The organism is Streptomyces sp. NPDC037389, assembly GCF_040636475.1.
Lineage (GTDB): Bacteria > Actinomycetota > Actinomycetes > Streptomycetales > Streptomycetaceae > Streptomyces > Streptomyces hesseae.
Genome location: NZ_JBEZUS010000001.1, coordinates 658,928 through 671,314 on the forward strand (window position 1 = coordinate 658,928; position 12,387 = coordinate 671,314).

Consider the following 12,387-nt stretch of genomic DNA (forward strand, 5'->3'; position numbering starts at 1 on the left):
GCGTGCGTCAGGGCGACGCAGGCGGGTACAGGTCCCGCGGCAGTCGCGCCGCCGCGGCCTGGTCCAGCAGCCACAGCGTGCGGCGCGTGCCGTACGCCCCGGCGGCCGGGGCCTGGACCTCGCCCGCACCGCTCAGCGCGAGCGCCACCGCCCCGGCCTTGTCCTCGCCCGCCGCCAGCAGCCAGACCTCCCGGGCCGCCCGGATCGCCGGGAGGGTCAGGGAGACCCGCGTCGGCGGGGGCTTCGGCGCGCCGTGGACGCCGACGACCGTGCGCTCCGTCTCCCGTACGCCCGGAAGCTCCGGGAAGAGGGAGGCGACGTGGGTGTCCGGGCCGACGCCCAGCAGCAGGACGTCGAAGGCCGGCACGGGGCCATGGTCCTCGGGACGGGCCGCGGCGGCCAGTTCGGCCGCGTAGGCCTCCGCCGCCGCGTCCGCGTCGTCGTACGTGCCGTCCGCCGCGGGCATGACGTGCACCCGCTTCGGGTCCAGCGGCACCGCGTCCAGCAGGGCCTCGCGGGCCTGCGTGGCGTTGCGGTCGGCGTCGCCCTCCGGGAGGAAGCGCTCGTCGCCCCACCACAGGTCGAGCCGGGACCAGTCGACCGCGTCCCGGGCGGGCGCCGCGGCGAGGGCCGCGAGCAGCCCGTTGCCGTTGCGCCCACCGGTGAGGACGACGGACGCGGAGCCGCGGGCGGCCTGGGCGTCCACGATCTTCGTGATCAGCCGGGCCGCCGCGGCCTGGGCCATCAGCTCCTTGTCCCGGTGCACGACGATCTGGGGCGTGCTCACTTCTTCGCCGCCTTCTTGGCCGGAGCCGGGGAAGGGGCGGGCTTCGCCGGGGCGGACTCCTCGGCAGGGGACTCGGCCTCCGCCTTCGGCGCGGCCGGCGCCACGTTCAGCCGGTCCACGCCGTACTTGACCGAGGACGCGTAGATGTCGTCCGGGTCCAGCCGGCGCAGCTCCTCCGCGAGGAGCTCGGCCGTGTCGCGGCGCTTGAGCGCCACGGCCCGGTCGGGCTGGCCACGCATGGAGAGCGTGGCCAGGGCGCCGTCGGGGCGGTCCAGGGTGACGACGCCGCTCTTGGTCTCCAGGCGGACGGCCGTGAGGCCGGGGCCGCCCGAGACCGAACGCGTCACCGGCACCCCGAGGCGATCGCCGAGCCACATGGCCAGCAGCTCACCGCTGGGGTTGTAGGGCTCGCCCTCCACCTCGGCCGAGGTGATCTCGATGCCGGGCTGCTGGTCCAGGGCGGCCGCGAGCATGGAGCGCCACGGCGTGATCCGGGTCCAGGCCAGGTCGGTGTCGCCGGGCGCGTAGTGCGCGGCGCGGGCCGACAGCTCGGCGACGGGCTCCTCGGCGGTGTAGGTGTCGGTGACCCGGCGCTGGCCGAGCGCGCCGAGGGGGTCCCTGGCCGGGTCGCTCGGGGAGTTGACCGGCCACCAGACCACCACGGGGGCGTCCGGCAGCAGCAGCGGCAGCACGACCGACTGGGCGTGGTCTATGACGTCGCCGTAGAGCCGCAGCACCACCGTCTCGCCGGCGCCGGCGTCCGCGCCCACCCGCACCTCGGCATCGAGGCGGGCCTGGGCGCGGTCGCGCGGCGAGCGGCTGACGCGCTTGATGACGACGAGCTTGCGCGAGGGGTGCTCGCGGGAGGCGTTGTTGGCCGCCTTGAGCGCGTCGTAGGCGTGCTCCTCGTCGGTGACGATGACCAGGGTCAGCACCATGCCGATGGCGGGGGTGCCGATGGCCCGGCGGCCCTGGATCAGCGCGTTGTTGATCTTGCTGGCAGTGGTGTCCGTAAGGTCGATCTTCATGGCCGACGCCAGCTCCGTCCGTCTCGTGCGAGCATCTCGTCCGCCTCGACCGGACCCCAGGTGCCGGCCGGGTACTGCGCGGGCTTGCCGTGCTTGTCCCAGTACTCCTCGATCGGGTCGAGGATCTCCCAGGAGAGCTCGACCTCCTTCAGGCGCGGGAAGAGGTTCGACTCGCCGAGCAGGACGTCGAGGATGAGCCGCTCGTACGCCTCGGGGCTGGACTCGGTGAAGGACTCGCCGTAGGCGAAGTCCATCGAGACGTCCCGGACCTCCATCGAGGTGCCCGGCACCTTCGAGCCGAAGCGCACGGTCACGCCCTCGTCCGGCTGCACCCGGATGACCAGGGCGTTCTGCCCCAGCTCCTCGGTGGCGGTCCGGTCGAAGGGGGAGTAGGGGGCGCGCTGGAAGACGACCGCGATCTCGGTGACACGGCGGCCCAGCCGCTTGCCGGTGCGCAGGTAGAAGGGGACGCCCGCCCAGCGGCGGTTGTCGATCTCCAGCTTGATCGCGGCGTAGGTGTCGGTCTTCGACTTGGGGTCGGTGCCGTCCTCCTCGAGGTAGCCGACGACCTCCTCGCCACCCTGCCAGCCGTGGGTGTACTGGCCCCGCACGGTCTCGCTGCCGAGGTCCTTCGGCAGCGAGACGGCGCCCAGCACCTTGGTCTTCTCCGCGGCCACCGCGTCGGCGTCGAAGGAGGCGGGCTCCTCCATCGCGGTCAGCGCCAGCAGCTGGAGCAGGTGGTTCTGGATGACGTCACGGGCGGCGCCGATGCCGTCGTAGTAGCCGGCGCGGCCGCCGATGCCGATGTCCTCGGCCATGGTGATCTGCACGTGGTCGACGAACGACCGGTTCCAGATCGGCTCGAAGAGGGTGTTGGCGAACCGCAGCGCCAGGATGTTCTGGACCGTCTCCTTGCCGAGGTAGTGGTCGATGCGGAAGACCGCCTCGGCCGGGAACACCTCGTGGACGATCCGGTTGAGCTCCTGGGCGCTCTTCAGGTCGTGACCGAAGGGCTTCTCGATGACGGCGCGCCGCCAGGAGCCCGCCTTCTGGTCGGCCAGGCCGTGCTTCTTCAGCTGCTGGACGACCTTGGGGAAGAACTTCGGCGGTACGGACAGGTAGAAGGCGAAGTTGCCGCCCGTGCCCTGCGCCTTGTCGAGCTCCTCGATGGTGGTGCGCAGCGTGTCGAAGGCGTCGTCGTCGTCGAAGTCGCCCGAGACGAACCGGCAGCCCTGGACCAGCTGCTGCCAGACCTCCTCGCGGAAGGGGGTGCGCGCGTGCTCCTTGACGGCGTCGTGCACCACCTGCGCGAAGTCCTCGTCCGCCCACTGCCGGCGGGCGAAGCCGATCAGGGAGAAGCCCGGCGGCAGCAGGCCGCGGTTGGCCAGGTCGTACACCGCGGGCATCAGCTTTTTGCGGGACAAATCGCCCGTGACGCCAAAGATGACCAGGCCCGACGGCCCCGCGATGCGCGGGAGCCGTCGGTCCAGAGCGTCACGCAGCGGATTGCTGCTGCTCAATTTCATGCCTCCGGAGCGAGGCGCTTGAGCTCCGCCTCAGTGGACTTCAGCAGGTCGTTCCACGACGCCTCGAACTTCTCGACGCCCTCGTCCTCCAGCAGCTGGACGACCTCGTCGTACGAGATGCCCAGCTTCGCGAGCGCGTCGAGCTCGGCCTTGGCCTGCTCGTACGTGCCGCGCACCGTGTCACCGGTGATCTGACCGTGGTCGGCGGTGGCCTCCAGGGTGGCCTCCGGCATGGTGTTCACCGTGTTCGGCGCCACCAGGTCGTCCACGTACAGCGTGTCCTTGTAGGCCGGGTCCTTGACGCCGGTCGAGGCCCACAGGGCGCGCTGCTTGTTGGCGCCGGACTTCTCCAGGGCCAGCCAGCGGTCCGAGGAGAAGACCTCCTCGTAGGCCTGGTAGGCCAGGCGGGCGTTGGCCAGGGCGGCCTTGCCGCGCAGCTCCTTGGCCTCGGCGGTGCCCAGCGCGTCCAGCCGCTTGTCGATCTCGGTGTCCACGCGGGACACGAAGAAGGAGGCGACCGAGTGGATCAGGGACAGGTCCTGGCCCTGGGCCTTGGCCTTCTCCAGACCGGTCAGGTAGGCGTCCATGACCGCGCGGTAGCGCTCCAGGGAGAAGATCAGCGTGACATTGACGCTGATGCCCTTGCCGATCACCTCGGCGATGGCCGGCAGGCCCGCCTTGGTGGCCGGGATCTTGATCAGGGTGTTGGGGCGGTCCACCAGCCAGGCCAGCTGCTTGGCCTCGGCGACCGTGGCGGTGGTGTTGTGCGCCAGACGGGGGTCGACCTCGATGGAGACCCGGCCGTCCTGGCCGCCGGTGGCGTCGAAGACCGGGCGCAGGATGTCGGCGGCGTCGCGGACGTCCGCCGTCGTGATCATGCGGATGGCCTCGTCGACGGTGACCTTGCGGGCGGCGAGGTCGGTGAGCTGCTGCTCGTAGCCCTCGCCACCGGAGATCGCCTTCTGGAAGATCGACGGGTTGGTCGTCACACCCACCACGTGGCTCTGGTCGATGAGCTCGGCCAGGTTGCCGGACGTGATGCGCTTGCGGGACAGGTCGTCCAGCCAGATCGCGACGCCTTCGTCGGAGAGGCGCTTGAGTGCGTCTGTCATGGGTTCTGCATCTCCTACAGGTTGTGTGCGGGCGCCGTCAGCGACGGGCGGCGTCGGCGATCGACTCGCGGGCGGCCTCGACCACGGCGTCCGAGGTCAGGCCGAACTCGCGGTAGAGCACCTTGTAGTCGGCGGAGGCGCCGAAGTGCTCCAGCGAGACGATCCGGCCGGCCTCGCCGACGTAGCGGTACCAGGTCAGGCCGATGCCGGCCTCGACGGCCACCCGGGCCTTGACGTCCGGCAGCAGCACGCCGTCGCGGTACGCCTGGTCCTGCTCCTCGAACCACTCGACGGACGGCATCGAGACCACGCGGGTCGGCACGCCGTCGGCCTGGAGCGCCTCGCGGGCCTCGACGGCCAGCTGGACCTCGGAACCGGTGGCGATCAGGATCACCTGCGGGCGGCCGCCCTCGGCGTCGAACAGGACGTAGCCGCCCTTGGCCGCGCCCTCGTTGGCCTCGTACGTCGGGACGTTCTGGCGGGTGAGGGCCAGACCGTGCGGCGCGGGCTTGGCGGTGTGCCGCTTGACGATCTCGCGCCAGGCGATGGCCGTCTCGTTGGCGTCGGCCGGGCGGACCATGTTCAGGCCCGGGATGGCGCGCAGCGCGGCCATGTGCTCGACCGGCTGGTGGGTCGGGCCGTCCTCGCCGAGACCGATGGAGTCGTGCGTCCAGACGTAGGTGACCGGCAGCTTCATCAGCGCGGCCAGGCGCACGGCCGGGCGCATGTAGTCGGAGAACACCAGGAAGGTGCCGCCGTAGACGCGGGTGTTGCCGTGCAGCGCGATGCCGTTCATGGTCGAGCCCATGGCGTGCTCGCGGATCCCGAAGTGGATCGTGCGGCCGTACGGGTTCGCCTCCGGGAGGGGGTTGCCCTCGGGGAGGAAGGACGACGACGGGTCGATCGTGGTGTTGTTCGAGCCGGCGAGGTCGGCGGAGCCGCCCCACAGCTCGGGGATCACGCCGCCCAGCGCCTTGAGGACCTCGCCGGACGCCTTGCGGGTCGCGACGTCCTTGCCGGCCGGGAAGACCGGGAGGGCCTTCTCCCAGCCGTCGGGCAGCTCGCCTGCGGTGATGCGGTCGAGGTCGGCGGCGCGCTCCGGGTTGGCCTCGCGCCAGATCTGGACCTGCTTGTCCCAGGCGGCACGGGCCGCGCGGCCGCGGTCGACGACCTGGCGGGCGTGGGCGAGGACATCGTCATCGACCTGGAAGTGCTGCTCGGGGTCGAAGCCCATGACCTTCTTGGTCGCGACGATCTCGGCCTCGCCGAGCGCCGAGCCGTGCGAGGCCTCGGTGTTCTGGGCGTTCGGGGCGGGCCAGGCGATGATCGTGCGGGCCGCGATGATCGACGGGCGCTCGGTCTCGGCCTTGGCGGCCTGGAAGGCCGCGTACAGCGCCTGGACGTCGAAGTCGCCGTTGGGGGCCTGCTCGATGCGCTGGACGTGCCAGCCGTAGGCCTCGTAGCGCTTGAGGACGTCCTCGGAGAAGGCGGTCTCGGTGTCGCCCTCGATCGAGATGTGGTTGTCGTCGTACAGGGCGACGAGGTTGCCCAGCTTCTGGTGACCGGCCAGCGAGGACGCCTCGGCGGAGATGCCCTCCTCCAGGTCGCCGTCGGAGACGATCGCCCAGACGGTGTGGTCGAAGGGGGACTCGCCCTTCGGGGCCTCCGGGTCGAACAGGCCGCGCTCGTAGCGGGCGGCCATGGCCATGCCCACGGCGTTGGCGATGCCCTGGCCCAGCGGGCCGGTGGTGGTCTCCACACCGACGGTGTGGCCGTGCTCCGGGTGCCCCGGGGTCTTGCTGTCCCAGGTGCGGAAGGCCTTGAGGTCCGCGAGCTCCAGCCCGTAACCCGCCAGGAAGAGCTGGGTGTACAGGGTCAGGCTGGTGTGGCCCGGGGAGAGGACGAATCGGTCCCGGCCGAGCCAGTCGGCGTCACTCGGGTCGTGCCGCATCAGCTTCTGGAAAAGCAGGTAGGCGGCGGGAGCCAGACTCATGGCCGTGCCGGGATGGCCGTTGCCGACCTTCTGCACGGAGTCCATGGCCAGGACGCGGGCGGTATCGACGGCCCTCTGGTCCAGTTCGGTCCATTCGAGGTCTGTGGTGGTCGGCTTGGTGCTCACCCTCGGATCAGGGCTCCTCTCCACATATGCGATCTGCCGGGGGCGGTATGTTCCGCCACGACGCGGCGCTGACGAGCCTACCCCCGCCTGGACGGGCGTTTTTTCGACTCACAGTCGGGCCGCACGGCTCTCATTTGATCGTCGAGTTCGCGTCGAGCGATCCTCGATCATCTGATCGCCGACCCGGGCAACCGCACCCGGAGGGGATTCATTCCCTCCCCGGTGCGGGGGCCTCCACTCCAGCCTGCCGGGCCCGGCGCCCGCCCGCCTCCCGGAGGGGACCGTTCTGCCGGGGTTCGGCCCCGTTCGGCCCGGTGGACCCGGCGCCTCAACACGACCCCACCCCGGCGGAGGCCCCGCTGTCCCCTGCGTCTAGAGTGGCGTAGTACGCGCAAGCCTTTACCCGGGATTTCACGCCCGGACGAGCTTGCTGGCCTTATCTCTCTCAGGGGTGTGCGTGACGGCCGTCGAATCCCGTCCTGCGGGGGTGCTCGTCGAGAGCCCTGGTCACCGGCCGTTCGGGGCCCGGGTCAAGGGTTTCGTGGCACTGACGAAGCCGCGCGTCATCGAGCTGCTGCTGATGACGACGGTGCCGGTGATGTTCCTCGCGGCCGAGGGCGTCCCGGACCTGTGGCTGGTGCTGGCCACCTGCGTCGGCGGTTACCTGTCCGCCGGTGGCGCGGGTGCGTTCAACATGTACTACGACCGTGACATCGACGCGATGATGGACCGTACGTCCCAGCGTCCGCTGGTCACGGGCATGGTCTCCCCCCGCGAGTGCCTGGTCTTCGCCTCCGCGCTGACCGTCGGCTCGACGGTGTGGTTCTGGTTCCTGGTCAACCCCCTGTCGGCGATGCTCTCGCTCGGCGCCAACGCGTTCTACGTCGTCGTCTACACGATGATCCTCAAGCGGCGTACCGCGCAGAACATCGTCTGGGGCGGCATCGCGGGCTGCCTGCCGGTCATCATCGGCTGGTCCGCGGTGAAGAACGAGGTCTCCTGGGCCTCCCTGATCCTCTTCCTCGTCATCTTCTTCTGGACGCCGCCGCACTACTGGCCGCTGTCGATGAAGGTGAAGGACGACTACGAGCGCGTCGGCGTGCCGATGCTGCCGGTCATCGCGGGCAACAAGGCCGTGGCCAAGCAGATCGTCCTCTACAGCTGGGTGATGGTCGGCGTCTCGCTGCTGCTCCAGCCGCTGGGCTACACCGGCTGGTTCTACACGGCCGTCGCCGTGCTGTGCGGCGCCTTCTGGCTGAAGGAGGCCCACGCCCTCCAGTCCCGCGCCAACGCCGGCGTCACGGGCGCGAAGCTCAAGGAGATGCGGCTGTTCCACTGGTCGATCACCTATGTGTCGCTGCTGTTCACGGCGGTCGCGATCGACCCGTTCCTGCGCTAGGACCGCGGACCGTCCGATGGGCGGCGGGGGTGGCCAAAGCCACCCGCGCCGCCCATCGCCGTTTGTGCTACCCGTCGGTAGCATCCTGGCCATGGCAGACACCAAGCAGGCAGCCACCAAGCAGGCTGCGAAACTGGCGAAGCAGATCACCGCTTTCGCCAAGAGCCACGGCGGTGGCGCGGAGGGCCAGCTCGCGCACATCGCCCGCGGCACCACCCGGATCGCCCTCGTCGGCGCCAACGGCGAATGGGGCAACCTCGTCGCCCGCGACTTCGAGACCGCGCGGCAGGCGGCCGAGCTCGCCGGGATCACCCTCCACGACGACTTCGACGGGGAGATGGCCGCCAAGGTGCGCACGGGCCCCTACGAGTGGTCCCGTATGGCCGGCATCCAGATCGGCGGGCCGAGGAACCCCGGCGATAACTGACGGCCCCCTCGTCCGTTAGACCCACCGGGAGCGGCGCCCCGGCGCCGCGCGGTGGGGACCGGCGAGGAGGGGGCGCGATGGACGGCAGGATGGACGGCGGCATACCGCCGCTCGTCGACCAGCACAGCCACGGCGCCGTCCACGCGGATCTGGGGCTGGGGGAGTTCGAGACCCATCTGGCCGAGGCCGCCGGGTCCACCGGGCCCGCGCCGCCCGGCACCACCTTCTTCGACAGCCGCGCGGGCCTGGCCGTACGCCGCTGGTGCCCGCCCCTGCTGGGGCTGGAGCCGCACTGCGCGCCCGTGAGCTATCTGGCCCGCCGCCGCGAACTGGGCGCCTACCGCGCCGGCCGGCTGCTGCTGCGCGGCGCGGGCATCGGGACGTTCCTGCTGGAGGCGGGCGCGACGGGCGCCCTCACCTCGCCGGACGAGCTGGCCCGCGCCGCCGAGGGCCGCGCCCACGAGGTCGTCCGGCTCGAACCGCTGGCCGCGCGGATCGCCGACACGACCGGAGGTTTGGACGCCTTCCTCGCGTATACGGCCGAAGCCCTCTACACGGCCTCCGGCAGCGCCACCGCCTTCGCCACCGGCGTCGCCTTCTGCGACGACAGCCCACCGGACGCGGCCGAGGTGCGCGAGGCCGCCGGACGGTGGCTGCGCACGCGTCGCACCGGCGACACGCCGGACGACCCCGTGCTGATCCGCCACCTGCTGTGGAGCGCGGTCGCCACGGGCCTGCCCGTCCAGCTGCACTGCGCGCGGCCGCAGCGGCTGACCGGCTTCCTGCGGGCCACCGCGAGCCGGGGCGTGGACCTGGTGCTGCTCGCGGACCCCTGGCACCGGCGGCAGGCGGCCCAGCTGGCCGCCGCCTTCCCGCACGTCTACGCGGACGTCGGGGCCCGGCCGGAGGAGACGCTGCGCGAGGCGCCGTTCGGCAAACTGCTGTTCTCGACCGGGGCACGGGCCCTGGCGGAGCTGTACGTGGTGGCCGCCCGGCTGTTCACCCGCGCCATGGAGCGGCTGATGCGCGACTGGGTGGCCGACGGGTGGTGCCGGGCGGCGGAGGCGGTACGGATCGCCTCCCTCGTCGCGGCCGGCACCGCGCGCAGGGTCTACCGGCTGGACGCGGCGGCCGTCTGAAGCGCCTCGTGCTCACCGGCGGGAGCGGGCAGCACCGGCGCCTCGCCGCGCTCGCGCAGCGACAGGAAGACCCGCAGCACGGCGACCCACATCAGGCAGGAGCCGAGCATATGGGCGCCGACGATCACCTCGGGCGAGTCGTTGAAGTACTGCACATAGCCGATCATGCCCTGGAGCATGATCACGACGAACAGCTCGACGACCTTGCGGCGCGGCCCCTCGGGGGACTTCACGGCCCGCAGCGCGAACCACAGCGCCACGGTGAGACCGACGACGATGTAGACGAAGTCGACGTGCAGCTGGGTGACCTCGTGCCAGTCCAGCGGGATGCGGTGGACGTCCTTGGAGGCGTCGCCCGCGTGCCGGCCCGAGCCGGTGACCACCGTGCCCGCCACGATCAGCAGGGCGCTCGCGACGACCAGCACCCAGCCGAGCTGGCGCACCGGACGGGCCACCACGTCGCGCGGCTCGTCGTCGCCCTCGCGGGTCCGCAGCCACATGACGGTGGCCACCGTCAGCAGCGAGGTGGCCGCCAGGAAGTGCGCGGCGACGATGTACGGGTTGAGGCCCGTCAGCACCGTGATGCCGCCGATGATGCCGTTGCTCGCGACGATCCAGAACTGGGCCCAGCCGAGCTTCGTCAGGCTGCGGCGGCGCGGGGCACGCGCGCGTGCCGCCACGATCGCCACACCGACCACCGCGCACAGCACGTACGTCAGCATGCGGTTGGTGAACTCGATGACGCCGTTGATGCCCATCGCGGGCGTGGGCGTCAGGCTGTCCTCGGTACAGGTCGGCCAGGTGGGGCAGCCGAGCCCGGACTGGGTGAGCCGCACCGCGCCGCCCGTCACGACGATGATCACGGACATGACCACGCAGGCGAGCGCGGCCCGCTCGACGAAGCGGGCGGAGGGCTGCCAGCGGTCGGCGACGAGCTGGAGGGGGTTCAGCGTTTTCGGCACGGAAGTCATCGTAAGGGGATGCTTGTGCACGGATTCACGAGGGTCCCGATGTGCCCCGGGCGCGTCCTACTCCCAGCGGAAGAACCGCGCGGCCGCGCCCAGGCCCAGGACGGCCCAGACGGTGAGGATGCCGAGGTCGGCCCAGGGCATGCCCGCGCCGTCGCGCAGCACGTCGCGCAGGCCGCCGGAGAGCGCGGAGATGGGCAGCGCCTCCAGCGCCGTGCGCACGGCGCCCGGGAACTTCTCCAGCGGGACGATCACGCCGCCGCCGACCAGCAGGAGCAGGAAGACCAGATTGGCCGCCGCGAGCGTCGCCTCGGCCTTGAGCGTCCCGGCCATCAGCAGGCCCAGCCCGGAGAACGCGGCCGTCCCCAGGACGAGCAGCAGGACGACGGCGAGCGGGTTGCCGTGCGGCGACCAGCCGAGCGCGAACGCGATGACCGTCAGCAGCGTGATCTGAAGGACCTCGGTGACCAGCACCGAAGCCGTCTTCGCGGTCATCAGCCCCCAGCGCGGCAGCGGGGAGGCGCCGAGCCGCTTGAGCACGCCGTAGCGGCGCTCGAAGCCCGTCGCGATGGCCTGCCCGGTGAAGGCCGTGGACATCACGGCGAGCGCCAGGACGCCCGGTGTCAGGAAGTCGACGGCCTTGCCCTCGCCCGTGTCCACAATGTCGACGGCGCTGAAGAGGACCAGCAGGAGCGTGGGGATGACCACGGTCAGCAGCAACTGCTCGCCGTTGCGCAGCAGCATCCGGGTCTCCAGCGCGGCCTGCGCGCGGATCATCCGCGACAGCGGCGCGGCCCCGGGCCGGGGGACGAAAGTGCCGGTGGCCGTCATGCGCGCAGCTCCCTACCCGTGAGTTCCAAGAAGACGTCCTCGAGCGTGTGCCGCTCGACCGTTATGCGGTCCGGCATGACCCCGTGCTGGGCGCACCACGACGTCACCGTCGCGAGCAGCTGCGGGTCGACCGTGCCGTTGACGCGGTACGAGCCGGGGACCGGCTCGGCGGCGGCGGAGTCGGCGGGCAGCGCCTTGAGGAGCGAGGCGAGGTCCAGGCCGGGCCGGCCGCTGAAGCGCAGGGTGTTCTCGGCGCCGCCCTTGCAGAGCTCCTCCGGGCTGCCCTGGGCGATGACCTTGCCGCCGTCGATGATGGCGACGTCGTCGGCGAGCTGTTCCGCCTCGTCCATGTAGTGCGTGGTCAGGACGACCGTGACGCCGTCGGCGCGCAGCTCGCGCACCAGGTTCCAGGTGGCGCGGCGGGCCTGCGGGTCCAGGCCGGCCGTCGGCTCGTCGAGGAAGACCAGCTCGGGGCGGCCGACGACGGCCATGGCGAGCGAGAGGCGCTGCTGCTGGCCGCCGGAGAGCCTGCGGTACGTCGTACGGCCGCAGTCGCCCAGCCCGAGCCGCTCGATCAGCATGCCCACGTCCAGGGGGTGGGCGTGGAGGGACGCGGTGTGGCGCAGCATCTCCTCGGCGCGCGCGCCCGCGTGGACGCCGCCGCTCTGGAGCATCACTCCGACACGTGGGCGCAGGTCGGCGGCGTCGGCGAGGGGGTCCAGGCCGAGAACGCGTACGGTGCCGGCGTCGGGCCGCCGGTAGCCCTCGCAGGTCTCGATGGTGGTGGTCTTTCCGGCGCCGTTGGGGCCGAGGACGGCGGTCACGCCGCCGCGCGCGACGGTCAGGTCGAGACCGTTCACCGCGTTTTTCGTCCCGTACCGCTTGACCAGGCCGTGGACCTCGACCGCGGGCTCTTCATGCATGCGGGGAAGTGTACGGAGGGCGGGGCGGAACGGACCCCGGCGGGGGGCGCGGTTAGGTGACCCTAAGTGATCAAAGCCACCGTTCCGTGACCCGGTGGAGCTTGTCGCCCTTCGGGCAATTACGCAAC

11 protein-coding genes are annotated in these 12,387 nt (G+C 71.6%); 3 read left to right on the forward strand and 8 right to left on the reverse strand.

The genetic code is table 11. The features are described 5' to 3' along the window. Window positions 1-7: 7 nt before the first annotated feature. The 5 genes from pgl to tkt are packed head-to-tail and all read right to left on the reverse strand — an operon-like array spanning window position 8 to window position 6,572. Window positions 8-787: a 6-phosphogluconolactonase gene (gene pgl, locus AB0E98_RS03065; protein ID WP_361697891.1), complete on the reverse strand. Its 780-nt coding sequence runs from the start codon at window positions 785-787 to the stop codon at window positions 8-10. Continuing rightward, complete coding sequence (opcA, locus tag AB0E98_RS03070) at window positions 784-1,815, reverse strand: glucose-6-phosphate dehydrogenase assembly protein OpcA (protein WP_361697893.1); 1,032 nt, start codon at window positions 1,813-1,815, stop codon at window positions 784-786. The genes pgl and opcA overlap by 4 nt, the downstream gene beginning before the upstream one ends. Further along, window positions 1,812-3,335: a glucose-6-phosphate dehydrogenase gene (zwf, locus tag AB0E98_RS03075; RefSeq protein ID WP_361697895.1), complete on the reverse strand. Its 1,524-nt coding sequence runs from the start codon at window positions 3,333-3,335 to the stop codon at window positions 1,812-1,814. Before zwf ends, opcA begins: the two co-directional genes overlap by 4 nt. 2 nt (window positions 3,336-3,337) lie before the next feature. Then, window positions 3,338-4,453 (reverse strand): transaldolase, encoded by a 1,116-nt coding sequence (gene tal, locus AB0E98_RS03080; protein ID WP_361697897.1) that lies wholly within the window; start codon window positions 4,451-4,453, stop codon window positions 3,338-3,340. 37 nt (window positions 4,454-4,490) lie between these two features. After that, a complete protein-coding gene (tkt, locus tag AB0E98_RS03085) occupies window positions 4,491-6,572 on the reverse strand; it encodes a transketolase (RefSeq protein WP_361697899.1) in 2,082 nt (693 codons plus the stop codon). A gap of 457 nt (window positions 6,573-7,029) precedes the next feature. On the opposite strand from tkt, the gene AB0E98_RS03090 reads away from it, so the two are divergent. From AB0E98_RS03090 to AB0E98_RS03100, 3 genes are all read left to right on the forward strand, one after another. Continuing rightward, window positions 7,030-7,971, forward strand: a complete 942-nt coding sequence (locus tag AB0E98_RS03090; RefSeq protein WP_361697901.1) for a heme o synthase — start codon at window positions 7,030-7,032, stop codon at window positions 7,969-7,971. A gap of 91 nt (window positions 7,972-8,062) precedes the next feature. Next, window positions 8,063-8,398 carry a hypothetical protein gene (locus AB0E98_RS03095; RefSeq protein ID WP_361697903.1) on the forward strand — a complete coding sequence of 112 codons (336 nt, stop codon included), beginning with the start codon at window positions 8,063-8,065 and terminating at the stop codon, window positions 8,396-8,398. 77 nt (window positions 8,399-8,475) lie between these two features. Then, on the forward strand, window positions 8,476-9,537 hold the full coding sequence (locus AB0E98_RS03100) for an amidohydrolase (protein WP_361697905.1): 1,062 nt from the start codon (window positions 8,476-8,478) through the stop codon (window positions 9,535-9,537). On the opposite strand, the gene AB0E98_RS03105 is transcribed toward AB0E98_RS03100, so the two are convergent. From AB0E98_RS03105 to AB0E98_RS03115, 3 genes are all read right to left on the reverse strand, one after another. Next, complete coding sequence (locus AB0E98_RS03105; RefSeq protein WP_361697907.1) at window positions 9,510-10,499, reverse strand: COX15/CtaA family protein; 990 nt, start codon at window positions 10,497-10,499, stop codon at window positions 9,510-9,512. The two genes, AB0E98_RS03100 and AB0E98_RS03105, sit on opposite strands and share 28 nt — an antisense overlap. 66 nt (window positions 10,500-10,565) lie before the next feature. After that, the gene (locus AB0E98_RS03110; protein ID WP_361697909.1) at window positions 10,566-11,336 is read right to left on the reverse strand and encodes an ABC transporter permease; all 771 of its coding nucleotides are present in this window, start codon (window positions 11,334-11,336) and stop codon (window positions 10,566-10,568) included. After that, entirely contained in the window at window positions 11,333-12,259 is a 927-nt protein-coding gene (locus AB0E98_RS03115) for an ABC transporter ATP-binding protein (protein WP_361697911.1), read from the reverse strand. Before AB0E98_RS03115 ends, AB0E98_RS03110 begins: the two co-directional genes overlap by 4 nt. Window positions 12,260-12,387 lie beyond the last annotated feature (128 nt).

What these genes read in the sequence shown, in the direction of transcription:
- opcA (WP_361697893.1), bottom strand. Translation starts at nt 1,815, where the DNA reads ATGAAGATCGACCTTACGGACACCACTGCCAGCAAGATCAACAACGCG.
- tal (WP_361697897.1), bottom strand. Translation starts at nt 4,453, where the DNA reads ATGACAGACGCACTCAAGCGCCTCTCCGACGAAGGCGTCGCGATCTGG.
- AB0E98_RS03095 (WP_361697903.1), top strand. Translation starts at nt 8,063, where the DNA reads ATGGCAGACACCAAGCAGGCAGCCACCAAGCAGGCTGCGAAACTGGCG.
- AB0E98_RS03100 (WP_361697905.1), top strand. Translation starts at nt 8,476, where the DNA reads ATGGACGGCAGGATGGACGGCGGCATACCGCCGCTCGTCGACCAGCAC.
- AB0E98_RS03110 (WP_361697909.1), bottom strand. Translation starts at nt 11,336, where the DNA reads ATGACGGCCACCGGCACTTTCGTCCCCCGGCCCGGGGCCGCGCCGCTG.
- AB0E98_RS03115 (WP_361697911.1), bottom strand. Translation starts at nt 12,259, where the DNA reads ATGCATGAAGAGCCCGCGGTCGAGGTCCACGGCCTGGTCAAGCGGTAC.